25 protein-coding genes and 2 tRNA genes are annotated in these 21,962 nt (G+C 51.8%); 9 read left to right on the top strand and 18 right to left on the bottom strand.

The window, feature by feature from the left end; all coding sequences use genetic code 11:
* Positions 1–23: 23 nt before the first annotated feature.
* Positions 24–647: a transcriptional regulator RcsA gene (gene rcsA / locus OGY71_RS01735; protein ID WP_003030421.1), complete on the top strand. Its 624-nt coding sequence runs from the start codon at positions 24–26 to the stop codon at positions 645–647.
* A gap of 54 nt (positions 648–701) precedes the next feature.
* On the opposite strand, the gene dsrB is transcribed toward rcsA, so the two are convergent.
* Complete coding sequence (dsrB, locus tag OGY71_RS01730) at positions 702–890, bottom strand: protein DsrB (RefSeq protein WP_003030419.1); 189 nt, start codon at positions 888–890, stop codon at positions 702–704.
* Between the two features lie 163 nt (positions 891–1,053).
* On the opposite strand from dsrB, the gene yodD reads away from it, so the two are divergent.
* Positions 1,054–1,281: a YodD family peroxide/acid resistance protein gene (gene yodD / locus OGY71_RS01725; RefSeq protein WP_003030417.1), complete on the top strand. Its 228-nt coding sequence runs from the start codon at positions 1,054–1,056 to the stop codon at positions 1,279–1,281.
* Between the two features lie 206 nt (positions 1,282–1,487).
* On the opposite strand, the gene OGY71_RS01720 is transcribed toward yodD, so the two are convergent.
* Positions 1,488–1,673 (bottom strand): YodC family protein, encoded by a 186-nt coding sequence (locus tag OGY71_RS01720; RefSeq protein ID WP_003834060.1) that lies wholly within the window; start codon positions 1,671–1,673, stop codon positions 1,488–1,490.
* A 77-nt stretch (positions 1,674–1,750) separates the two neighbouring features.
* On the bottom strand, positions 1,751–2,662 hold the full coding sequence (locus OGY71_RS01715; RefSeq protein WP_003834061.1) for a DUF808 domain-containing protein: 912 nt from the start codon (positions 2,660–2,662) through the stop codon (positions 1,751–1,753).
* Positions 2,663–2,840: 178 nt separating this feature from the next.
* On the opposite strand from OGY71_RS01715, the gene yedA reads away from it, so the two are divergent.
* The gene (gene yedA, locus OGY71_RS01710; RefSeq protein ID WP_003834062.1) at positions 2,841–3,761 is read left to right on the top strand and encodes a drug/metabolite exporter YedA; all 921 of its coding nucleotides are present in this window, start codon (positions 2,841–2,843) and stop codon (positions 3,759–3,761) included.
* Here yedA and OGY71_RS01705 read toward each other — a convergent pair.
* The 3 genes from OGY71_RS01705 to OGY71_RS01695 all read right to left on the bottom strand — a co-directional run bounded on the left by OGY71_RS01705 (position 3,753) and on the right by OGY71_RS01695 (position 6,400).
* Entirely contained in the window at positions 3,753–4,220 is a 468-nt protein-coding gene (locus OGY71_RS01705) for a very short patch repair endonuclease (RefSeq protein WP_191222420.1), read from the bottom strand. The two genes, yedA and OGY71_RS01705, sit on opposite strands and share 9 nt — an antisense overlap.
* Positions 4,213–5,631: a DNA cytosine methyltransferase gene (locus OGY71_RS01700; protein WP_410198769.1), complete on the bottom strand. Its 1,419-nt coding sequence runs from the start codon at positions 5,629–5,631 to the stop codon at positions 4,213–4,215. The genes OGY71_RS01705 and OGY71_RS01700 overlap by 8 nt, the downstream gene beginning before the upstream one ends.
* Before the next feature lie 76 nt (positions 5,632–5,707).
* Positions 5,708–6,400 carry a phosphohydrolase gene (locus OGY71_RS01695; protein WP_191222419.1) on the bottom strand — a complete coding sequence of 231 codons (693 nt, stop codon included), beginning with the start codon at positions 6,398–6,400 and terminating at the stop codon, positions 5,708–5,710.
* 441 nt (positions 6,401–6,841) lie between these two features.
* On the opposite strand from OGY71_RS01695, the gene ompC reads away from it, so the two are divergent.
* On the top strand, positions 6,842–7,987 hold the full coding sequence (gene ompC, locus OGY71_RS01690) for a porin OmpC (RefSeq protein ID WP_286612725.1): 1,146 nt from the start codon (positions 6,842–6,844) through the stop codon (positions 7,985–7,987).
* A 169-nt stretch (positions 7,988–8,156) separates the two neighbouring features.
* On the opposite strand, the gene OGY71_RS01685 is transcribed toward ompC, so the two are convergent.
* Positions 8,157–8,246, bottom strand: a tRNA-Ser gene (locus OGY71_RS01685).
* 93 nt (positions 8,247–8,339) lie between these two features.
* On the opposite strand from OGY71_RS01685, the gene mtfA reads away from it, so the two are divergent.
* The 5 genes from mtfA to OGY71_RS01660 all read left to right on the top strand — a co-directional run bounded on the left by mtfA (position 8,340) and on the right by OGY71_RS01660 (position 12,976).
* Entirely contained in the window at positions 8,340–9,104 is a 765-nt protein-coding gene (mtfA, locus tag OGY71_RS01680; protein WP_003834071.1) for a DgsA anti-repressor MtfA, read from the top strand.
* A 132-nt stretch (positions 9,105–9,236) separates the two neighbouring features.
* Positions 9,237–9,312, top strand: a tRNA-Asn gene (locus tag OGY71_RS01675).
* 260 nt (positions 9,313–9,572) lie between these two features.
* Entirely contained in the window at positions 9,573–10,610 is a 1,038-nt protein-coding gene (locus tag OGY71_RS01670) for an extracellular solute-binding protein (protein WP_148361817.1), read from the top strand.
* Complete coding sequence (locus tag OGY71_RS01665; protein ID WP_125112520.1) at positions 10,594–12,282, top strand: ABC transporter permease; 1,689 nt, start codon at positions 10,594–10,596, stop codon at positions 12,280–12,282. Before OGY71_RS01670 ends, OGY71_RS01665 begins: the two co-directional genes overlap by 17 nt.
* Positions 12,283–12,292: 10 nt before the next feature.
* Positions 12,293–12,976: an ABC transporter ATP-binding protein gene (locus tag OGY71_RS01660; RefSeq protein WP_191222418.1), complete on the top strand. Its 684-nt coding sequence runs from the start codon at positions 12,293–12,295 to the stop codon at positions 12,974–12,976.
* Between the two features lie 24 nt (positions 12,977–13,000).
* Here OGY71_RS01660 and ldtA read toward each other — a convergent pair whose 3' ends face one another.
* The 11 genes from ldtA to cbiK all read right to left on the bottom strand — a co-directional run bounded on the left by ldtA (position 13,001) and on the right by cbiK (position 21,956).
* A complete protein-coding gene (gene ldtA / locus OGY71_RS01655; RefSeq protein ID WP_164562638.1) occupies positions 13,001–13,930 on the bottom strand; it encodes a L,D-transpeptidase in 930 nt (309 codons plus the stop codon).
* Between the two features lie 127 nt (positions 13,931–14,057).
* Positions 14,058–15,122 (bottom strand): nicotinate-nucleotide--dimethylbenzimidazole phosphoribosyltransferase, encoded by a 1,065-nt coding sequence (gene cobT, locus OGY71_RS01650; protein ID WP_003834080.1) that lies wholly within the window; start codon positions 15,120–15,122, stop codon positions 14,058–14,060.
* Between the two features lie 24 nt (positions 15,123–15,146).
* On the bottom strand, positions 15,147–15,890 hold the full coding sequence (gene cobS, locus OGY71_RS01645; RefSeq protein ID WP_003834082.1) for an adenosylcobinamide-GDP ribazoletransferase: 744 nt from the start codon (positions 15,888–15,890) through the stop codon (positions 15,147–15,149).
* A complete protein-coding gene (gene cobU / locus OGY71_RS01640; protein WP_191222417.1) occupies positions 15,887–16,432 on the bottom strand; it encodes a bifunctional adenosylcobinamide kinase/adenosylcobinamide-phosphate guanylyltransferase in 546 nt (181 codons plus the stop codon). The genes cobS and cobU overlap by 4 nt, the downstream gene beginning before the upstream one ends.
* Positions 16,429–17,949, bottom strand: coding sequence for a cobyric acid synthase (locus OGY71_RS01635; RefSeq protein WP_003834085.1), 1,521 nt, complete (start codon positions 17,947–17,949; stop codon positions 16,429–16,431). Before OGY71_RS01635 ends, cobU begins: the two co-directional genes overlap by 4 nt.
* The gene (locus OGY71_RS01630) at positions 17,946–18,761 is read right to left on the bottom strand and encodes an energy-coupling factor ABC transporter ATP-binding protein (protein ID WP_191222416.1); all 816 of its coding nucleotides are present in this window, start codon (positions 18,759–18,761) and stop codon (positions 17,946–17,948) included. The genes OGY71_RS01635 and OGY71_RS01630 overlap by 4 nt, the downstream gene beginning before the upstream one ends.
* A gap of 8 nt (positions 18,762–18,769) precedes the next feature.
* Positions 18,770–19,447 carry an energy-coupling factor ABC transporter transmembrane protein gene (locus tag OGY71_RS01625; protein ID WP_003834087.1) on the bottom strand — a complete coding sequence of 226 codons (678 nt, stop codon included), beginning with the start codon at positions 19,445–19,447 and terminating at the stop codon, positions 18,770–18,772.
* Entirely contained in the window at positions 19,434–19,715 is a 282-nt protein-coding gene (locus tag OGY71_RS01620) for an energy-coupling factor ABC transporter substrate-binding protein (protein ID WP_003030289.1), read from the bottom strand. The genes OGY71_RS01625 and OGY71_RS01620 overlap by 14 nt, the downstream gene beginning before the upstream one ends.
* 2 nt (positions 19,716–19,717) lie before the next feature.
* Positions 19,718–20,455, bottom strand: coding sequence for a cobalt ECF transporter S component CbiM (gene cbiM, locus OGY71_RS01615; protein ID WP_003834098.1), 738 nt, complete (start codon positions 20,453–20,455; stop codon positions 19,718–19,720).
* A complete protein-coding gene (locus OGY71_RS01610; RefSeq protein ID WP_191222415.1) occupies positions 20,452–21,165 on the bottom strand; it encodes a cobalt-factor II C(20)-methyltransferase in 714 nt (237 codons plus the stop codon). The genes cbiM and OGY71_RS01610 overlap by 4 nt, the downstream gene beginning before the upstream one ends.
* Positions 21,162–21,956 (bottom strand): sirohydrochlorin cobaltochelatase, encoded by a 795-nt coding sequence (cbiK, locus tag OGY71_RS01605; RefSeq protein WP_191222414.1) that lies wholly within the window; start codon positions 21,954–21,956, stop codon positions 21,162–21,164. The genes OGY71_RS01610 and cbiK overlap by 4 nt, the downstream gene beginning before the upstream one ends.
* Positions 21,957–21,962 lie beyond the last annotated feature (6 nt).

The raw sequence follows: 21,962 nt of genomic DNA, 5'->3' as shown, positions 1-21,962 counted from the left end.
TACGCATTGAGTGAGGGTATGCCATGTCAACGATTATTATGGATTTATGCAGTTACACCCGACTAGGGTTAACCGGATATCTGGTAAGTCGGGGAGTGAAAAAAAGGGAAATCAACAACATTTCCAACGTTGATGAACTCAGTCTCGCCTGTGTCTCTCAACAACCCGCAGTGGTGTTTATTAATGAGGACTGCTTTATCCACGATCCTGCTAATAGCCAGCAAATAAAGCAAATCATTAATCAGCATCCCAGCACATTATTTATTGTGTTTATGGCAATTGCCAACGTGCATTTTGATGAATATCTACTCGTCAGAAAAAATTTATTGATTAGTTCTAAATCGATTAAACCTGACTCACTGGATAAACTACTTGGCGATATTCTGAAAAAGGAAGTAGATATTGCTATTGATGTGAATCTGCCGACATTATCATTAAGTCGAACCGAATCCAGCATGCTGCGTATGTGGATGGAGGGTCAGGGAACCATACAGATATCAGATCAAATGAATATCAAAGCCAAGACGGTGTCATCCCATAAGGGGAATATAAAACGAAAGATTAAAACGCATAATAAGCAAGTTATCTATCACGTTGTGAGGCTTACGGATAACGTCACCAATGGTATCTTTGTGAATATGCGCTAAGACGTTCTGACTGGTGGCGACTCCACCAGTCAGAATCAAACAGCAGAACTCATGTCACTCCACTTTTTCCACAAAGATACCATCCTGATGACCTGATTCATTAAAGAACCAGATACCGAGCGGGTAGTCTTCCAGCGAAACCAGGTACATGGTGCCTTCACTAAACTCTTCGATTGCCAGTACCACGCCCGGTCGACGAGGACCGCCGTCCGTTTTGACTGTGACCCGATCATTCACCTTCATAGTTTTCCTCCTGTGGCTTTGTGCCAGTGTAGAACAAATTCCTTTTTCTGGCAGCGCTGTGCACGCGCGATTGCGGGTTTTATCGACGGTCTATACTTAAGTTGTGCGTATCTGATGTTTGGGTACGCTCCCCCGGTATCCTTAACGGTTGAGAGGTATGAGGATGAAAACCGCGAAAGAGTACAGCGATACGGCCAAACGTGAAGTCAGCGTCGATGTCGACGCGCTGCTAAAGGCAATCAACGAAATCTGCGAGAGTGAAATTCATCGTAGCCAGGATGACCCGGAGCGCGTCAGCGTTGACGGGCGTGATTACCATACATGGCATGAACTGGCCGATGCGTTCGAGCTTGATATCCATGACTTTAGCGTGTCGGAGATCAATCGCTGACTGAGGGCGAAAAAAATCCCGGCCCTTATCGGGTCGGGATCAAGCTTGCTTATGCAAGAAGCACTTGTAAATTCGTTACACCAGAAAATCTGATGTGAACCAAACCTTATCTGCAATTTTTTTGCCTGACAAGTAAATAATTCTCACCGGAATGATAAATATAACTAATGGGTGAGAGATCACCAGGTTACGGTCGAGCCTAATGTTCAGGCATCCTGGGAGAGCTGTCTTCGCTCGCCAGGCACCACCAGTTCATCTTCACGGAATGCTTCCCGTTTAACACCAAAGCCGTCGTACCAGCGACACTCCACCATTCCGCTGGCATACCCGGTAACGATCATACGTGGGCCACCCTCTTTGGAGGTGACTTCCTCACTGACAGAAAAGACCATACCCGCCTCCTGTATCAAGAGAAACCTTTACACCTTAGATGACAAAGAGGCGTTTTGCGTAATCAGTCCTGTAACAATTAGTGCGAAACTCCGCGCACTCTGGCGACAGCTTTTACCAGCAGAACGACAATCCCACCGATGATAAAGCCGAGCACCAGGTTAAGCAGGGTCGGAAGCATTAGCGAAATCAATGTACTTTGCTGCTGAGCAAAATGTTCAATCGCATGATGCAGCGGCGATATTCCGTGTACCACAATGCCGCCTCCCACTAAAAACATCGCCAGTGTGCCGACCACAGAAAGTGTTTTCATAAGCCAGGGGGCAACCACCAGCAACCCTTTGCCTAGCGACTGGGCAAGCAGGCTACGCTTTTCTGCCAACCAGTACCCGATGTCATCAAGCTTAACGATAATCCCAACCAGGCCATACACGCCCACGGTCACCACTAACGCGATACCAGATAGTACCAACACCTGATTCAGCAAGGGTGCGTCCGCGACAATACCCAGCGTAATCGCGACAATCTCGGCAGACAAAATGAAGTCGGTACGTATTGCCCCTTTGATTTTATCTTTCTCAAAGGTGAGTGGATCCTGTGCGGCCAGAGCAGTCAGACGCTGCTGACGCTCTTCCGGGCTTTCTTTGTGCTTACGCGCCTCCAGGGTATGCAGAACCTTTTCCACCCCTTCAAAACAGAGAAATGCCCCGCCTACCATTAATAAGGGGGTGATCGCCCAGGGAATAAATGCGCTTATCAATAATGCCAACGGCACCAGAATAACTTTGTTAACAAACGATCCTTTCGCCACGCTCCAGACTACCGGGAGTTCGCGGTTAGCCCGCACGCCCGACACCTGCTGCGCATTAAGCGACAGATCATCCCCCAGCACGCCCGCGGTTTTTTTCGCGGCCAGTTTTCCCATCACTGAGATATCATCCAGCAGCGTGGCGATATCATCGAGTAAGGTCAGTAAGCTACTTCCTGCCAAAATTTTTATCCTCAATATTATTTTTTTGCAGTCATAAGTATGAAGTAAAACACGCCATGCTGAAACTGACCTTTCTGGTCAACAAGTTTTTAACATCGACACGTAATTATAAATCTCGCCAGTAAGATAGTTTTGACGTTTACTATGTTGCACCTTTTTATTTCTACCGTGAGGGATTATGCGTTTCAGGCAATTGTTACCGCTTTTCAGTGCGCTATTCGCGCTGTACATCATTTGGGGTTCCACGTACTTCGTTATTCGCATTGGCGTTGAAAGCTGGCCGCCGTTAATGATGGCAGCCGTACGTTTTCTCTCCGCGGGAATTTTATTAACAAGTTTCTTACTTATTCGCGGGCATAAGCTGCCCCCCTTACGCCTAATCCTGAACGCCGCGTTAATTGGTATCCTGCTGCTGGCAGTGGGTAATGGGCTGGTCACCGTCGCAGAACATCAAAATGTCCCTTCTGGTATTGCCGCCGTGGTGGTCGCCACCGTCCCGCTATTTACGCTGTGTTTTAGCCACTTTTTTGGCATCAAAACGCGCAAGCTGGAATGGTTGGGGATAGCGATTGGGCTAGCAGGGATCATCATGCTAAACAGCGGAGGCAATTTAAGTGGCAATCCGTGGGGCGCTATTTTAATCCTGATCGGTTCGATAAGCTGGGCGTTTGGCTCGGTGTACGGTTCACGCATTACCCTACCCGTTGGCATGATGGCCGGAGCCATTGAAATGTTAGCCGCCGGTATAGTGCTGATGTGTGCATCGCTACTCTCCGGGGAAAAACTGACCACCATGCCAACATTTTCAGGCTTTATGGCGGTGGCTTACCTGGCCCTGTTTGGTTCCATTATTGCCATTAATGCGTATATGTTCCTGATCCGCAATGTCAGCCCGGCGCTAGCCACCAGCTATGCCTACGTCAATCCGGTTGTTGCCGTGCTGTTAGGTACCGGTCTGGGGGGAGAAAGACTGGCTCCTATCGAATGGCTGGCACTCGGCGTGATCGTGTTTGCTGTGGTGCTGGTGACGTTGGGGAAATACCTGTTCCCTGTTAAAGCGGATGCCGTTGCTACCCCGTCGGAAAAAACGTTACAGTAAATGAATACCGAGAGTGTCGATCTGCGCGGTGTCACCACCGCCGCAGATCCACTCGATGACACGTTCAGATAACGCTTCATCGTCCAGCTTTTCGCGACCACGCAGGGCACACTCCCAGACAATCAGTACGCGCCAGCCCAGAACCTGCAACTTTTCACAATCCCGCGCATCGCGCTGGACATTTTTGCCTATTTTTTCCAGCCAGAATTCCGTTCGTGTCGCGGGGACTTTAAACAAATAGCAATCGTGGTGGTGCCAGAAACAGCCGTGAGTAAAAATCACACAATGATAATCATCCACCACAAAATCGGGGCGACCGGGTAACGTCCCATCCTGCACGCGAAAAGTTACCCCCTGCTCTGTCAGCACGCTGGCAAGGCGTTTTTCAATTGCGGTATCGCGGGTAGCTATCGCCCGCATATTTTTACTGCGTGTTGTTTTATCGTGAACGTCAGCCACGCTGATTCTCTTTCTCGCGAATAGCAACTGCCTGCCTGATTTTCGGCTCCAGCAGCCTGGCCACCGCCGCAAATGCCGGAACGACCACCGAATTACCAAACTGGCGATAAGCCTGGGTATCCGACACGGGGATCCTGAACTGATAGCCCTGCGGAGATTCAAACCCCATCAGACGCGCGCACTCTCTGGGCGTAAGTCTGCGTGGGCGGTGGCGCTGATTCTGCGGATCGTCAAAATCTTTTTCACCCAGCGCCATATCCCAGCCACGGTCAATCAGGATCTCCGCCCCATCCTTATAATAACGCGCAGATAATGTGCGCGTTACGCTATCAGGGTTACCGGGATACACCATGCCATAGCCAAATCCATTGCCCCGCGCCTGATGCTTTTTCGCATAGCGATAGAGGTATTTCCACAGCACCGGCGTCAGCACATATTTCGCATCGACGGTCGGCTCAAGCAGTTCCGCCAGCGTGGTACGCCGCGGCGGATAACGCGTGACGATATCCCGCAGCGTGAAGTCTGATTTCAGATTTAGATCGCGTCGGAAGCCGACAAGCACGATACGTTCGCGATGCTGAGGCAAAAAATGTTGCCCATCGATAATTTTCGGATCGTCCGGACCGTTATCCGCCGCATCCGCCACGTCATAACCCAGCTCGTCCAGCGTTTGCATAATGATGCGAAACGTTTTGCCCTGATCGTGACTCTTCAGGTTTTTGACGTTTTCGAGCACAAATATGGCTGGCCGACGCGCATCGATAATGCGCACCACGTCAAAAAATAGCGTGCCTTGCGTATCACAGGCGAAACCATGGGCCCGCCCTAACGCGTTTTTCTTTGATACACCAGCCAGAGAAAATGGCTGGCAAGGGAATCCGGCCAACAGCACGTCGTGTTCAGGAACATGCTGGCGAATATGTTCTGCCGCCTGCTGGTCACTCACCCCGTCATGATGGCTGAGTGTGATATCACGAATATCTTCATTAAAGCGGTGTTGGAGCGGATCGCAGTAGTTGTTCGCTTTATAGGTGCGCACAGCATGCTTGTTCCACTCACTGGTAAACACGCACTGCCCGCCAATCGCTTCAAAGCCGCGACGAATACCGCCAATGCCAGCAAAAAGATCGATAAAGCGAAAGGCATAGTGCGGATGATGCGCAGGTGGTTTCGGCAACAAAGTATTCAGATGAATGAGCTCGCGGTCGCTGAGGCGATGCCATGTTTCATTAGCAACCACTCGCTTAAAGATGGCCGGGCTCCAGCGGTTCTCGCCAACGCCATTCAGATGAGCAACCAGTGTTTTCACGTCATATATTTCAAGCAACTTGGCCAACATCACCTGCACGTCGGTCTCGTTTTCATCTGTCATCGGGTTCATGGAGCCTGCTACTGAAAAATTATCCTGCATACATTTAACCGGCAGAAATGGATAACCGACAGATTAACATAAATTAGCGCGATTGACGTTTCAGCCGAACTGGCGACTAGCGCGCTTTAAAGGGTTGAATCGCGTCAAGATCCAGCATTTCGTATTCTCCTTTTAACTCCGCACTCAGCTTCGCCATATACGTCAGTAAAAAATCCGCATTATGTTGTGCCAAATGCCGCCCTCGTTCGGTTTGCATCGTCAACGGCAACGTCAATAATTTGGTCTGGAAGTGATCGAGCGCGTACTGTTTATCGTCAAGGCTACGCTTGCGGGCAAACGGATCTTCCGCATTAAACAGCGAAACCCCCAACGCCCCTGAAACGGCAAACACGCGCGCTAAACCAATTGCACCCAGCGCCTCAAGCCGGTCAGCATCCTGCACGATTTTGGCTTCAAGGGTTTCTGGCGCGATTTTGGCGCTAAAACTGTGTGCCTCAATGGCATGACACACTGCCGATAACCGCTGTCGTGGAAAATCCGGAAAATCGCGCATCAAAACGCGACGTGTTTCCAGAGCTGCCAGTACCGACGAACGATAACGCTCAGGATGGTTCTTCGGCAGGCTGACGAGATCGTGGAAGTAGCATGCGGTCAGCACCACCAGCCAGTCCACGGTGGCAGCTGTACTCAGCTTTTGCGTCGTCATCCACACACGTCGAAAGTGAAAGATGTCATGCGCAGCATCTTGTCCGGAATGGTTATCAGCTAACCAGGCTTCAAATCGCGACTGCCAGTCGTGCAGTTTCATGCTATCTCCCTTTGCAGAAAGAAAATCACCTTAGCAACAATTTTCATTGCAAACCACTGCCTGCCCCATCACATAATTATTTTTTATTATCACACCGAAAACAAAACCCTCATGAATTTATAAAACCCAAAATCCCAATATCGACAAATATATTATATGAATAACAAAAACAAATTCTCATGACAAATAAAATGCACTCCAAAAATAAATAATGCACCATACATAATGCATTGATTAAAAATGATTTATTTTGCAAATAACAATGTAATGCACATACATTCAAAGTTATAAAAAGGCACTCAAGAAACACTTGGAAATATTTTAAATACATTTGTTACATGTTATATTTTAAATTAAATGAACTTCATAGATAGTATCCAAATGTAGTCACTCGGATAGTGCTACATATTCATTTTAATTATCATGCAAAGGGAATACATAATGAAAAGAAAAGTATTGGCACTGCTTCTCCCTGCTTTATTAGCTGCAGGCGCAGCAAATGCGGCTGAAATCTATAATAAGAACGGCAATAAACTGGATCTGTACGGTAAAGTCGATGCACGTCATGTCTTCTCCGAAGATACTACTGAGGACGGGGACGCTACATATGTACGTCTGGGTTTTAAAGGTGAAACTCAGATTAATTCTGATCTGATCGGTTTTGGTCAGTGGGAATACAACATTCAGGCAAATGAAGTTGAAGATGGTAGTGCGAATACTGCTACTCGTCTGGGTTTTGCGGGTCTGAAATTCAGTGATTATGGATCCTTCGACTATGGCCGTAACTATGGCGTGCTGTATGACATCGAAGCATGGACCGATATGTTGCCTGTATGGGGCGGTGATTCATACACCTACACTGATAACTTTATGACAGGCCGTACCAACGGTGTAGCAACTTACCGCAACACTGATTTCTTTGGCTTGGTTGAGGGCCTGAATTTTGCACTGCAGTATCAAGGTGCAAATGAGAGCGAAAACTCTGTCTTTGGTCAGGAAGGAACCAACAACGGTCGTAATGTGCGCAAACAGAACGGTGACGGTTTCGGTATGTCCACCACTTACGACTTCGGCATGGGTATCACTGCTGGTGCAGCATTCTCAACGTCTGACCGTACCAATGAACAACAGTATGGTACCACTGCAAATGGTGAAAAAGCAGAAGCCTGGACCGTTGGTCTGAAATACGATGCTAACGACATCTATCTGGCAACCATGTATGCGGAAACCCGCAATATGACCCCAGTAGGAAGTAGTAGCAAATGTGATAACTGTTTTGCTAACAAAACTCAGAACTTCGAAATGACGGCTCAATACCAGTTTGATTTCGGTCTGCGTCCGGAAATTTCTTACCTGCAGTCTAAAGGTAAGGACCTGACTGAAGACATGGGATTCATTACCAATAAGTACAACAACAAAGATCTGGTTAAGTACGTATCTATTGGTGCTAACTACTACTTCAACAAAAACTTCTCCACCTACGTTGATTACAAAATCAACCTGCTGGACGGTGATGATGCATTCTACGACGCTGTCGGTATTTCCACTGATGATGTCGTGGGTGTTGGTATGATCTATCAGTTCTAATTGACGCAAAAACAAGCAAGCCCGCTTCATATGAAGCGGGCTTTTTATTTATACGAAACGTATTTTTTTATCACACGGGCATTACAACGATAAACTTGTGAGGATACTCAAAGAAAAAAACATCCATGAGAACTGTCGTTGAAAGCGAGGCGTGCAAGTGCTTGAATAGTGGCGGAGAGAGGGGGATTTGAACCCCCGGTAGAGTTGCCCCTACTCCGGTTTTCGAGACCGGTCCATTCAGCCGCTCTGGCATCTCTCCGTTTTGGCGGTTGCCATGATGCCAGGTAATTTGGCATTTTAACAGACCCCGTTCCGTCAATTTCGTTCAAGTGACGAGTTTGCGAGCAAAACGATGATTAAGTGGCCCTGGAAAGAGCAAGAAACAACCCGGAGTGACGACTGGCCGTGGGACGACGCCCTGGCTATACCTCTTCTGGTGAATCTCACCGAGCAAGAACAAGCCAGGCTTATCGCCCTGGGCGAGCGTTTTTTACAGCAAAAAAGACTGGTAGCGCTTCAGGGGTTTGAACTTGACCCACTGAAAAGTGCGCGTATTGCGCTGCTTTTCTGTTTACCTGTTCTGGAATTAGGGATCGAGTGGCTCGACGGGTTTCATGAAGTTCTGATCTACCCTGCCCCGTTTGTCGTGGACGATGAATGGGAGGACGATATTGGGCTGGTGCATAATCAACGCGTTGTACAGTCCGGGCAGAGCTGGCAACAAGGTCCGATAATCCTTAACTGGCTCGACATTCAGGATTCTTTTGATGCCTCCGGCTTTAATCTGATCATCCATGAAGTGGCACATAAGCTTGATATGCGTAATGGCGACCGTGCCAGCGGTGTTCCGGCAATCCCCCTGCGCGATATCGCCAGCTGGGAGCACGACCTGCATGCCGCAATGAATAACATTCAGGATGAAATTGATCTGGTCGGTGACACCGCGTGCAGTATAGATGCCTACGCAGCGACCGATCCTGCCGAATGCTTTGCCGTTCTATCGGAGTATTTCTTCAGTGCCCCTGAATTATTTGCACCACGCTTTCCGGCCTTATGGCAACGTTTTATTCAGTTTTACCGCCAGAACCCCATGGAGCGGTTACGCGATACCCGCTAAGGTGGCCATTGTCGCTCACCAAATGCGCATTAACGCTGAATTTGAAGATTAATTAACCAATTGAAATGACGTGCTAATTTTACTGTTGACACCTCATGGTGAGGTCAGTAATATGCGCCTCGTTCACACGATTCCTCTGTAGTTCAGTCGGTAGAACGGCGGACTGTTAATCCGTATGTCACTGGTTCGAGTCCAGTCAGAGGAGCCATATTTAAGAAGCCTGCTCAGGAAACTAAGCAGGCTTTTTGCTTTTCCGTTCGCTATAAAAAACCCTCTAATAAGCCCCCTGCCTGCTCTGCACCGCTGTTACATGCCGCATCACAACGTTGATTAAAGTTATGTAAATGTAAATCGTTTAAACTTTGCAATTATTGTAAGTGCTAGTGATTATCATTTATTGTACGCGAGCCAAAGGAACGAGCCCCCGCTCGGTTCACTGTACGTTCCAATTACTCTGGGATATAAACGATGAATTCTCTGCCTCGCGCCGGACTGCGCCGTATCACACTTGCCTCTGCCCTGGTCTTCTCTGTTAGCCTACCGGCTTTCGCTCAGGAAACGTTAACGCTCTATACCACCCGTGAACCGGGTCTGATCCAGCCTTTGCTTGATAGCTGGACCAAAACCAGCGGCATCAAAGTCAGTACGGTCTATATCAAGGACGGTATGCTTGAGCGCGTTAAAGCTGAAGGTAAAAATTCACCTGCCGACCTGCTGATGACCGTCGATGCCGGTAACCTCATTGATTTAGTGGAAGCGGGTGTAACTCAGCCAGTAGAGTCAGAAGCACTGAAAACCGCTATTCCGGCTAATCTGCGCGGCGCAGATAATCAGTGGTTTGCGCTGTCGATGCGTGCCCGCGTGCTGTATGCCGAGAAGTCACTGCCAATCGATAACTGGCATTACGAACAACTCGCCAGCCCTGAGTACAAAGGTAAAGTCTGTATTCGTTCCGGACAGCACCCGTATAACACGGCGCTGATCGCCGCAATGATTGCTCATCACGGTGAAGCAAAGACCGAAGAATGGCTGCGCGGTGTGAAAGCTAACCTGGCGCGTAAAGCTACCGGTGGCGACCGCGATGTTGCTCGCGATATTCTCGGCGGAATTTGCGATATTGGTCTCGCCAACTCCTATTACGTCGGCCATATGAAAAACGCCAAAGAAGGCAGTGATGCACGTCAGTGGGGCGATGCGATTAAAGTCGTTAAACCCACCTTTGAAAATGGCGGTACACACGTCAACATCAGTGGCGCAGCTGTAGCCCGCTATGCGCCAAATAAAGCCGATGCCGTTAAGCTGATGGAATATCTGGTTTCCGCACCTGCCCAGCAGCAGTATGCGAAAGCGAACTTCGAATACCCGGTACTGAAAGGCGTGACGCTTGATCCGGTTATCAGCGCAACTATTGGTGAAATCAACGTCGATAAAACGCCGTTAACCGAAATCGTTAAATATCGTAAACAAGCTAGTCTGCTGGTAGATAAAGTTGGATTCGATCAATAAACCTCTGCAGTTTCCGACGTTACGCGGCCTGGTTTCCGGGCCGCAGTCATTATTAACGCCGCTACATCTTGGCGCGCTGTGCGTAGCGCTTGGCGTTCTGACACCGATCATTGCGCTGATTTGGCAGGCTACCCAGGCCGATTTATCTCACTGGGATAATCTCCTGACGTATGTACTGCCTGCCGCACTAAAAAATACCGTGCTGTTATTAGCCGGTGTCGCGGTGATGGTCGGCGTGATTGGCGTAGGCAGCGCATGGGCGGTAACGGCATGGGATTTTCCTGGACGTAAAATTCTTAGCTGGGCGTTACTGTTGCCGCTGGCAATGCCAACCTACATTGTGGCCTTTGCGTGGCTCGATCTGCTGCATCCGATTGGCCCCCTGCAAACCTTTATCCGTTTTTTACTGGGCTTTGACAGCCCAAGACAGTTCCGGCTGCCAGATTTACGCTCACTTTCCGGCGCAATCATCCTGCTCGGATTAGTGCTTTACCCATACGTGTATCTGACAACCCGCGCTATGTTTATCAGCCAGCCAGCCCATTTACTGGAAGCCGCACGCACGCTGGGATGCAGCGCAACCGGAACCTTTTTTCGTGTTGCTTTGCCCATGGCCCGTCCGGCACTGGCCGTTGGGATCAGCCTGGCACTGCTGGAAACGCTCAACGATATTGGCGCATCGGAGTTTCTCGGGGTACAGACGTTAACCGTTACCGTGTACACCACATGGATCTCGCGTTCTGATTTATCTGCTGCGGCGCAAATTGCCTGCATGATGCTGATGTTTATATTCCTGATTCTGACACTGGAATTTTATGGTCGCAGAAAACAAGGATTCAGCAGCCGCAGCCTGCGGGAAATTCAACCTTCGCGCGTGCAGGGCTGGCGCGGTTGGCTGCTCGGTGGCGTTATTTCACTGCCGGTTGTACTGGGTTTTCTGGCACCGGTACTGTTTTTACTGTGGGAAAGCGCCAAACGCATAGGCGATGAGAACCCCCTTTCCTCTTCGTTACTGTCAGCATTGCAAAATACGCTATCGCTGGCAGCGGGAACCACGCTGGTGGTGGTTTGTGTCAGTATGCTGGTGGCCTGGAGCGCGCGCCATAGCGCTGCAGACAACGCCATGCCGGGATTTCGTCGCGGCGTGATGCGTCTGGCCTCTTTAGGCTATGCGGTTCCCGGCACAATTCTGGCGATTGGTTTTTTACCCCCCGCCATGGCTGTCGACCGCTGGCTGGCCGATTTACTGGATGTTCGCGGCCTGCCGCTGATGTCCGCAGGGATCCTGCTGGTAATTTGTTGTGCCATGCGATTCCAGGCGATTGCCATTGGCGCGCTGGATTCTGGTCTGGGCCGCATTCCACCTTCGCTGGAACAGGCGTCTCGTCTGTTGGGCGAGAATGGTGCGGGGACGTTTGCACGAGTCCATTTTCCCCTGCTGCGCCCGGCATTAGTCAGCAGTGCCCTGCTGGTTTTTGCTGATGCCATGAAAGAGCTGCCAACAACGTTGCTTTTGCGCCCGGTCAATTTTGAAACGCTGGCAACGTTACTGTATGCGGAAGCCGCACGTGGAACCTATGAAGAAGGTGCTATCGCCGCGCTAATGATTGTTTTAGCTGGCACGCTACCGGTTATTTTGTTGGTGCGTCACCAAATGACTCGCCGTGGTTAAGAGAGCAACAATGTCAGAAATTGCATTACGACTCGAGGATGTACACGTTGCTTATGGCAACAGCCAGCAATCGGTACTGAGCGGATTTTCAATGTCGGTACGTAAAGGTGAAATTGCCTGTCTGCTGGGTGCTTCAGGCTGCGGAAAAACCACGGTACTACGCGCAGTTGCCGGATTTGAACGCCTGCAAAACGGAGAGATCTATGTGTCACAGCGACGTGTTGCCGGTCCCGGCGTTCATCTGCCACCGGAAAAACGTCATGTCGGCATGGTCTTCCAGGAGTATGCGTTATTCCCCCATCTGACCGCGCAGCAAAATGTGGCCTTTGGATTGCGTCGCATGCCGCGTGAGGAACAACAGGCCAGAGTGACTGAGCTGTTGAAAATGGTGGAGTTACACAGCCATGCCAACCGCTATCCGCATGAGCTTTCCGGCGGGCAACAACAGCGTATCGCACTTGCGCGCGCGTTGGCGCCACATCCGGAAATCCTGTTGCTGGATGAACCCTTCTCCAGCCTGGATAAGCGCACACGTGAGCGTCTTGGCAACGAGGTACGGGATATTTTGCGCGCCGCCGGGCAAACGGCGCTGTTGGTTACCCACAGTGAACACGAAGCCCAACTAATGGCTGACCATATTGGCGTGGTAAAAATGGGGCAGTATCAAATTAAAAAAGCGACCCATCCGACCTGAAGGTCAACAAAGTCGCCCTGAAAATTAATAATGCTTCTGTACCAGGTTGATGTTCACCGGCATACCGGAACGTCTTTCCAGTGCCTGGCTCCCGCGGCTCACATCCACGTCATTCCCGCTGATAAAGGTGCGCAAAGCGGGAGTGACTGGTAAAGGCACCTTTCTGTCAGACTCGTATTCCGAACGGTTTCGTGACAGCGGCTCATGTACTTCCACCCAGCGACTACCGTCCGGCTCTTCGCTGTATTTCACCGGTCGGTCAATTAATTGTACACGCGTCCCTACAGGCACCGTATCAAACAGGTACTTGATGTCATCATTCCGCAAACGGATGCACCCCTGACTTACCCGCAAACCAATACCGAAATTGGCATTTGTCCCGTGAATGGCATAAAGCCTGCCAATATAAATTGCATACAGGCCCATCGGATTTTCTGGCCCGGCAGGAACAAAAGCCGGCAAGCTTTCACCGCGAGCGGCGTATTCACGTCGGGTATTTGGCGTCGGCGTCCAGCTTGGTGCTTCCTGCTTACGTTCGACCGCCGTCACCCAGTTACGCGGCGTTTCTCTACCCGCCTGACCAATGCCAATGGGTAAAACCTCAACCGTATTGCTGCCAGCAGGATAATAGTAAAGCCGCATCTCGGCGACGTTGATGACAATCCCCTCGCGCACGGTATCCGGAAGTATCAGTTGCTGCGGCACAACCAGCGTTGAACCCGATTTAGGCAGAAAAACATCGACGCCCGGATTGGCTTCAAGCATATTGCTCAACCCCTGCCCGTACTGAGCGGCAAATGCCTCCAGCGGCTTGGTGTTTCCTGGTGGAACCGTAATAGTCAAAGGACTACCCACCAGGCGACTCCCCTCTGGCGGCAGCGGATAACTCACCGCCTGTGCGCCCTGACTCGCAAGCAGCATAATGAGTGAACAAAGCAGTTTTACACGACGCATCTTTTTCCTTTCCTTCGTCGCAACAGATATCCGTTAAGTATAGCTTTTATTATCTGTTTTAGTGGGTTACGACATATCTGCGCATAAAAAAACCTCGCCATCAGGCGAGGTTCAGGTTGAGCGGTAACTACGCTTCCTTACCATCTGGAAGCACAATATTGCTGGCGGCTAACTGCCCCATATTTTTGTACATAGCGCAGGCAGCTTCAATAATCGGCATCGCCAGCGCGGCCCCGCTACCTTCACCTAAACGCATCCCCATATTCAGATAAGGATCTAATTCAAGATGCGCCAGCGCGGTGCGGGCACCCTTCTCAGCGGAGAAGTGTGACGGGATTAGGTAGGGTTTAATCTGCGGTGCAATCTGGCTGGCCGCCAGAGCAGCAGAATACGAAAGAAAACCATCCAGCACGACCGGCAGGCCACAGGAGGCCGCACCAAGCATCACCCCCGCCATACCGACAAGATCAAACCCGCCAACCTTAGCCAGCACATCGACACCGTCAAGGCGATCCGGTTGATTGACGGCAATTGCCCGGCGCACAACGTCTACCTTATTCCCCACCCGAGAAAGAGGAAGGTTAGCGCCAATACCCACGACTTCCTCAGCATCACTGCCGGTCAGCACACTGACAATGGCCGCCGCAGGTGTGGTATTTGCCATACCAAGCTCACCGACACCAAACAGCGTTACGCCGTCTTTTGCCAGTTCATGGGTATAGCGGATGACTTCCAGCAACAGCTCTTCTGCCTGCGAACGGCTCATTGCTGGACCTTCGGCTATATTGCCACAGCCGCGTGCCACACGCATATTCACCACACCGGGAATAGGTTCAGCATCAATCCCAACATCTATCACATGGACCTTCGCCCCCGCCTGAGCGGCCAGGACGCAGACGCCGGTCGTTCCACGCGTCATATTGGCAGCCTGAATAGCCGTGACAACTTTAGGCGAAACGGCAACCCCTTCATCCCACACACCGTGATCGGCGCACATCACCAGCATCGCTTTGCCATTCACATGCGGCACACCCTTCAGGCCAGGCATCCCGGCCAATTGTACGGCGAGAGATTCGAGTCGCCCCAAACTTCCCGGCGGCTTAAGCAAGCCGTCGATATGCTGCTGCGCGCGCAGCATCGCGGCACTGTCGGGTGATGGGATCGTGCGGAGTAAAGAGGTTAAAGTCTGCATAAGGGTTCCAGTATGTGGGCTGACTCAGAGCAGAGCCAGCAAGAAAATCAACTCGCCAAGTTCAATGGCAGCGCCCAGCGTATCGCCGGTTTGCCCACCCAACGTGCGTTTTAATAACTGCCCAAGAATAAAAATCGCCACTATTGTGACAACTAGCGCTGCCACGCCGCGCATGCCGGGAAGTAGCACAGCGGCAAGGATCGCCGCTAATCCCAACGTAACGCAGGTTTGACGCCCGGTGACTTTGCCAATAAAAACGTTGCCCAGCCCTTCTTCGCGGGCATAGCGATGCCGATACATCAGCAACACCGCCGTTCCTCGCCCGGCGACACATGCAGCTGCCAGCGCGGCCAGCATCGGCGTGCCACGCAAAGCCAGTTCACTCACCACCAGCACCTTCGCCAGTAAAACGAAAATTAACGCCAGTCCACCGTGGGTGCCCAGACGACTGTCGCGCATGATTTCCAGCATCCGCTCGCGTCGGCGCGCCGAAAAAATGCCGTCACAGGTATCCGCCAGACCATCCAGATGAAATCCCCCGGTCAGCAACGCCAGCGTCAGCACCGCAAAAAGGGCCGCCAACGGAATACCGCACCAGGGCTGGAGCGCCATAAAGACCAGCCCCGTCAGCCCTCCCAACACGACGCCAATCAGGGGAAACATCACAATACCGCGGGAATAATGCTCGAAATCCAGTCCTTGCGACCAGCGAGCAGGAACGGGCAAGCGACTGATAAAAGAGAGCATTGCCCAGAACAACTTACTCATTTAATTTTGACTCCAATTCCTGATACCACCAGCCAGACCTCATCCGCTGCCGCCGCCAGTCGCTGGTTCACGCGTCCTGCAATATCACGAAAATGCCGCGCCAGACGGTTCTCCGGCACAATCCCCATTCCCACTTCGTTTGTGACCAACACGATCTTTGCCGGGCAGCGCTGACAGGCTGCGATCAGCGAACGGATTTCACCTTCGATAGACTGCTCCATCGCCGCGTAATCCCAGCTGTCCGGATCGCTTTCACGGCCCAGCGCAAACAGCAAGTTGGTCACCATCGTGGTGATGCATTCCAGCAGAATAGCTTCCTGAGGATCGTTCATGTCCGTGATCAGTTCATCAAGATGTTGCCAACGTTCGGCTGTCCGCCAGTGCGCAGGACGTCCATCGCGATGATGCTGAATTCGCGCAGCCATCTCCTCATCAAAAATCTGCGAAGTCGCAATATACAAAACGTTTGGGGAATCAGCGATCAGCGCTTCCGCATGCCGACTCTTACCGCTTCGCGCGCCGCCAGTAACCAGAATCATCATACTGGCTCCCGGTGTTGCTGCATGATGGTATAAATTTTCTCAATATCGATGTGTTGCCGCATCGCATCCGCCAGCAGATCAAACTGCTGCGATTTATATTGCGCGTAATGGAAGGTGGAATCCAGCGGAGCTAACCCTTTACGTTCTCGCAGGCCATTGATCAACGCTCGGGTGAAATCATCGCTGTCGAAAAGACCGTGAAGATAGGTGCCGAACGCCAGGCCATCCGGAGTGACCGCGCCGTCAGCAACGTTGCCGCCGTCTTTGTGCAACGTCATCACCGACCGGCATTCATCGGTTAATGCTGTTTCGCCCATATGAATTTCATAACCGCGAACGGATAACCCCGCCGTGCCCGCCAACCAGTCAGGCAGCGATGAGGACATTTTTCCCTCAACCAGGGTCGTGGTTTTGTGCTGGGCAAAATGGGTGACTGTATTGAGCAAGCCCAGCCCCGGCAGCGTACCGAGTCCCGACTCTACTTCATCAATGATGGTGTCACCGAGCATTTGATAGCCGCCGCAAATCCCCACCACCGGTACGTTATTACGATGTAATTGCACGACGCCATGTGCCATCCCACTTTCACGCAGCCACACCAGATCGCCAAGGGTATTTTTACTACCCGGCAAAATCACCAGATCGGCCCCCGCCAACTCTTCAGGCTGACGAACATAGCGCACGCGCACATCCGGCTGCGCAGCAAGCGCATTAAAATCAGTAAAGTTAGATATGTGTGGAATTTGAACAACGGCGATGTCGATGTCGCGTTTGTCAGTGCGCAAATACTTGCCCTTTTGCAGCGCAACGCCATCTTCATCTTCCAGATCAACATCCAGCCATGGCATCACGCCCAGTACCGGAACACCGGTCAGCGCTTCAATTTGCTCGATACCAGAGTGCAGCAGCGTCACATCACCGCGAAACTTATTGATGATCACCCCTTTTACCCGCGCGCGTTCGTGATCGTGCAACAGCGCCAGCGTGCCGTAAATGGAAGCAAACACTCCGCCACGATCGATATCCGCCACCAAAACGACAGGGCACTGAGCCATCTCTGCCATACCCATATTGACGATATCGCGATCGCGCAGGTTAATCTCTGCCGGGCTCCCCGCACCTTCCAGCACCAGCACATCAAACTCCTGCGCCAGGCTGTTATAAACTGACAGGATCTGTTCCCGCAGACGTGGCTTGTACTCGTGGTAACTCACCGCGTCCATATCGGTCGCCACTTTGCCCATCAGCACCACCTGCGCTTTTCGATCGCTGGTCGGTTTAAGCAGCACCGGGTTCATACGCACATCTGGCGTAATACCTGCGGCTTCAGCCTGAAAAATTTGCGCGCGGCCCATTTCTTTTCCCTCTGGCGTAATGCCAGAGTTCAGCGCCATGTTCTGCGATTTGAACGGCGCGGTATGCAGTCCATCCTGATAAAAAATACGACACAGCCCGGCGACCAATACGCTTTTACCCACATCAGATGCCGTTCCCTGCAACATTATTGCCTGCGTCATGACGCCTCCTTCAGTGCGTTCTCTCGCATACAGCTAAAAAATTCAGCCTCTGTTTTACACAGCGGGAAGCCCAGCTCTGTATGCAGCTTCACCAGCCAGGGCTGAGTTAATCCCGCTTGTTCAATCAGTTCAGTCTGGGCGAACACGTCGCCTGGCGCGCCGTGCGTGAGTACTTCGCCCCGGCGTAAAACGTACACCGCATCGCTGACTTCATAGATAAGATCGATATCATGGCTGGAAATTACGACGTGATTTCCTTGCGCTACGATGCGTTTGATAATCTCAATCATCTGCGTGCGACCTGATGGGTCGAGGCCCGCAGTAGGTTCATCCAGCAGCAAATACTGCGCCTGCAACACCAACGCCCCGGCAATCGCTACGCGTTTTTTTTGCCCATGGCTTAAACACTGAATGGGCTGATGGCGAAAATGCTGGGCGTCGACCAGCGTAAGCGCATCTTCCACGCGGCGAGCGATTTCAGCCTCATCCACCCCAAGATTGCGCAGGCTAAAGGCGATATCGCTGTCGATATCGGTATAAAAGATTTGCTGATCGGGGTCCTGAAATACCGTTGCCACCTGTTGACGCAGCGCCAGCAGGCCGCGCTTGCTGTAATCCAGCGGTTTGCCCTGCCACATCACCGCGCCTTGCTGTGGGCGCAATAAGCCACTCAGGTTCATAAACAGCGTGGATTTCCCGCAGCCATTAGCCCCTACCAGTCCGGTGACGGCATGCGTCGAAAAATCCAGCGTTAGCCCTTTGAGGATCGGGTCATCCTGATAGCGAAACCAAAGCGCTGAGGTGGCAAGCATACTTTTCCTTACAGGTGAAAATCACCCTGATACAGTTTGATATCCAGTGTGGTGGTCATTTGCTGGTAGCGGATCAACACGCGGGTAAACAGCAATCCCACCAGCATTGCCAGAGAGCGGTAGCCCAACGGCAAGCTACGATAACCAAAACGCAGCGTTTGTGCGCGATGAATAGCCAGCGCCTCGTCTAACAGGATAAAAATAAACCGCCAGGTCAGCAGGATCTGCTCAGTTAGCAGGCGAGGAACATGCGCGCGTTTGAGTAAGATAATTAATTGCGGAAACGGCAGATTCAGCACCAGCCAGAAAGTTGCCGCCAGCGCGGCAAGGCTGCGCCAGAAGGTTTCATTGGCGGTTACGAGACCTGGTGCGCTGATCCCCAACCAATAACTTCCCACAGGTATGCTGGCCAACAGCGTCTGTGGATCGCGGCTGATGCTAAACAAAATGGTCACCACGCCAACCGTGAGAAAACCAAACGGTAATGCCATCCAACGGCACCAGCGCCAGAAGGAAATACGCAGCAGCCAGCAGCTCAGCGCGGCAATAAGTAAAAGCTCAATACCCTGCCCCAATGGGGGCAGAGTAAACGCCAGAATCATCATCACCAGCCAGAGCAGAAATTTCCGCACCGGCGAGACATGAACCCAACGGCTTTGATAGCTAAGCCTGTCAAGCCCGGTCATCACGGCGTTGCCTACCCTTGGTGTAACCCAGGATATAGAAAATCACAGCTGCGCCCAGCGATCCCTGGAGTGTAAACAGCAGACTTTCAATTTCACCGCTTGCGGGTTCATACAACGGCTGGAACCAGGGCTCATAATGCGGGGCAATAGCCTGAATCTGGCTTTCCGCCTCACCATCTGAACCGCCGTATTCCCCACCGTGGTTGATAAAGAACGGCAGGATCACCAGCGCCACTACCATGCCCAATATAATCAGCGTCTTTTTCATCGTTAATGCCCTTGTGCGGTTATCAACTGGCGTTTGGTTAGCTGATCGTAAATCAGCACGGTAAGTAACCCTTCCGCAATCGCAATTGGGATCTGCGTCAGGCAGAAAATCCCCATGAACTTAATGATTGAGCCGGTAGCACCAGCAGAGGGATCCGGGAACGCAACGCCCAGCTGTACCGAGGTCACAAAATAGGTGACGAGATCCGCCAGCATCGCACACAGGAAGACGCAGACATCACGACGCAGCCCTGCGCGGCAGGCCATTTTCCACACCATGTAACCCACTACCGGGCCAATTACCGCCATCGACATGCCGTTCGCGCCGAGCGTCGTTAAACCACCGTGTGCCAACAGCAGAGCCTGGAACAGCAGAACAATCGCTCCAAGGATGGCTACCACGCCCGGTCCAAACAGGATAACCGCCAGGCCTACACCGGTAGGATGTGAGCAGCTTCCGGTAACAGAAGGAATTTTCAGCGCCGACAGCACAAAAATAAAGGCGCCACACAGGGCCAGCAAAACCTTCTGGTGGTTATCCTCTTGCACGATTTGGCGCAAACGTACCAGCCCGTACCAAAGGCAGGGTAAAAACAGCAGCCACCAGGCCAGCGCCCACATTGGCGGCAAGAAACCTTCCATGATGTGCATGGCGAACGCTTGTTCAGGAACAATCATCAGTAATAGCGCCGCAGCCAACCCGCTGAAAGACAGCTGTTTTAGCTGTTGTTCAAGCTTCATTGTGCATACTCCCACTGTTTATTGACCAGAATGGTCGAGAAATAAGGCAGCGGCTGATCGTCGCTCACCTCATCGAGATGACGCCAGCACTGTTCACCCGGCAGCGTGGCTTCAGACATCATTAATGCGCAGTCCAACAAACCCTCTTGTTGCAGCAGCGCTTTGATACGCGCAAAACGACCGTACACTTTCATCAACACCAGACTGTCATGCTGTTTTAATGCTTGCTGGATTTCCGCTTCCGGTGCGGTACAGGAGACCACCGCCAGTGACTGCTGCTCCATAGCGAGCGGCGTTTTGGAACGCGCGGCAATCGCGGCGAAAGACGTGACGCCAGGAACGATTTCCAGCCAGTCAGGACAACCAATACGCTGAAGTAAAAAGACCCAGGTGCTGAACAGCATCGCATCGCCGAGAGTAATAAACCCCACCAGCTTACCGGCTTCGACTTCCTGAACCAGCGCGGCAGCAACTTCATCCCAGACGGCCTCTTTTTCAGCGCTGTCGGCACTCATGGGAAAATGGCAGCAGCGGACTTCGGTCTGCTCGCCGATATACTCACGTACAATCGACAATGCCAGACTGTCGCCGCCTTTACGCCCGGCAGGCGCATAGAGAATATCCAGCGCGCCCAGCGTGCGTGCCGCACGCACGGTAATCAGGTCGGAAGCACCTGGCCCGGTGCTTAATGCGTACAGTTTTCCGCTCATGCAGCTTCCTCCAGCGCCACATTAAGCGCCTGCTGTAAATGTGCCACGAACATGGCGCGAACCGCCGGGTTCTCACCCAGACCACTAAGCCACGGCGTAGCCGGGATCCCTGCTGCATTGAACAACGTTTTCCAGGAATCATCTTCGTCGGAGGCCATATCGTTGATGGCATGGTCGCCAGCGACTAACATCAGCGGCATCAGATGCACCGCCGTCACCCCTTCCTGAGATAAACTTTCAATCAACACACCCACTTCCGGATAGCTTTCAACCGCCCCAACCCGCGCGGGAAAGCGCTGCGCCGTCATCATGTGGTCGAGACAGGCATAGGCGGCAAAAGCATGGTGGCTGGCGCCGTGCCCCATAAACACCACTTTTTCATTTTCGCCAAGCGTCGGCATCTGCTGTTGCAGCGCCAGCATCAGCTGGGCGTAATCTTCATGGCTGCTCAGCAGCGGTACACCCAGCGTCAGGCGTGAAAACAGCGGACGCATACTTTGCACTTCGCGGACAATTTTTTCGTATTCGTCGCCATTGATAATGTGCAGCGACTGAATAGCCACATCCTGATACCCCTGCTCCGCCAGCTTTTGCAGCGCCTGCAGCGGCGTATCGATATCAATGCCGTCGCGCTGCTTGAGCTTGCGGATTATCATCCCGGAGGTAAACGCCCGGAACAGGTCGCGGTCGGGGCAACTGGCTGCGAGATCGCGCTCACAGGCCACAATATTTTTCTCGCAGGTGTCGTGATAGCTGGTGCCAAAGCTGACCACCAGAAGCGCCTTTTTCATCTCTAA

The organism is Citrobacter sp. Cpo109, from assembly GCF_030332565.1.
Taxonomy (GTDB): Bacteria; Pseudomonadota; Gammaproteobacteria; order Enterobacterales; family Enterobacteriaceae; genus Citrobacter; species Citrobacter portucalensis.
Note: the sequence above shows the minus strand (reverse complement) of the source record. Positions and strands in the feature narration are given on the sequence as shown.

Coding starts and splice junctions, on each gene's coding strand:
- rcsA (WP_003030421.1), top strand. CDS start 24: ATGTCAACGATTATTATGGATTTATGCAGTTACACCCGACTAGGGTTA.
- dsrB (WP_003030419.1), bottom strand. CDS start 890: ATGAAGGTGAATGATCGGGTCACAGTCAAAACGGACGGCGGTCCTCGT.
- yodD (WP_003030417.1), top strand. CDS start 1,054: ATGAAAACCGCGAAAGAGTACAGCGATACGGCCAAACGTGAAGTCAGC.
- OGY71_RS01720 (WP_003834060.1), bottom strand. CDS start 1,673: ATGGTCTTTTCTGTCAGTGAGGAAGTCACCTCCAAAGAGGGTGGCCCA.
- yedA (WP_003834062.1), top strand. CDS start 2,841: ATGCGTTTCAGGCAATTGTTACCGCTTTTCAGTGCGCTATTCGCGCTG.
- OGY71_RS01700 (WP_410198769.1), bottom strand. CDS start 5,631: ATGCAGGATAATTTTTCAGTAGCAGGCTCCATGAACCCGATGACAGAT.
- OGY71_RS01695 (WP_191222419.1), bottom strand. CDS start 6,400: ATGAAACTGCACGACTGGCAGTCGCGATTTGAAGCCTGGTTAGCTGAT.
- ompC (WP_286612725.1), top strand. CDS start 6,842: ATGAAAAGAAAAGTATTGGCACTGCTTCTCCCTGCTTTATTAGCTGCA.
- mtfA (WP_003834071.1), top strand. CDS start 8,340: ATGATTAAGTGGCCCTGGAAAGAGCAAGAAACAACCCGGAGTGACGAC.
- OGY71_RS01670 (WP_148361817.1), top strand. CDS start 9,573: ATGAATTCTCTGCCTCGCGCCGGACTGCGCCGTATCACACTTGCCTCT.
- OGY71_RS01660 (WP_191222418.1), top strand. CDS start 12,293: ATGTCAGAAATTGCATTACGACTCGAGGATGTACACGTTGCTTATGGC.
- ldtA (WP_164562638.1), bottom strand. CDS start 13,930: ATGCGTCGTGTAAAACTGCTTTGTTCACTCATTATGCTGCTTGCGAGT.
- cobT (WP_003834080.1), bottom strand. CDS start 15,122: ATGCAGACTTTAACCTCTTTACTCCGCACGATCCCATCACCCGACAGT.
- cobS (WP_003834082.1), bottom strand. CDS start 15,890: ATGAGTAAGTTGTTCTGGGCAATGCTCTCTTTTATCAGTCGCTTGCCC.
- cobU (WP_191222417.1), bottom strand. CDS start 16,432: ATGATGATTCTGGTTACTGGCGGCGCGCGAAGCGGTAAGAGTCGGCAT.
- OGY71_RS01635 (WP_003834085.1), bottom strand. CDS start 17,949: ATGACGCAGGCAATAATGTTGCAGGGAACGGCATCTGATGTGGGTAAA.
- OGY71_RS01630 (WP_191222416.1), bottom strand. CDS start 18,761: ATGCTTGCCACCTCAGCGCTTTGGTTTCGCTATCAGGATGACCCGATC.
- OGY71_RS01625 (WP_003834087.1), bottom strand. CDS start 19,447: ATGACCGGGCTTGACAGGCTTAGCTATCAAAGCCGTTGGGTTCATGTC.
- OGY71_RS01620 (WP_003030289.1), bottom strand. CDS start 19,715: ATGAAAAAGACGCTGATTATATTGGGCATGGTAGTGGCGCTGGTGATC.
- cbiM (WP_003834098.1), bottom strand. CDS start 20,455: ATGAAGCTTGAACAACAGCTAAAACAGCTGTCTTTCAGCGGGTTGGCT.
- OGY71_RS01610 (WP_191222415.1), bottom strand. CDS start 21,165: ATGAGCGGAAAACTGTACGCATTAAGCACCGGGCCAGGTGCTTCCGAC.
- cbiK (WP_191222414.1), bottom strand. CDS start 21,956: ATGAAAAAGGCGCTTCTGGTGGTCAGCTTTGGCACCAGCTATCACGAC.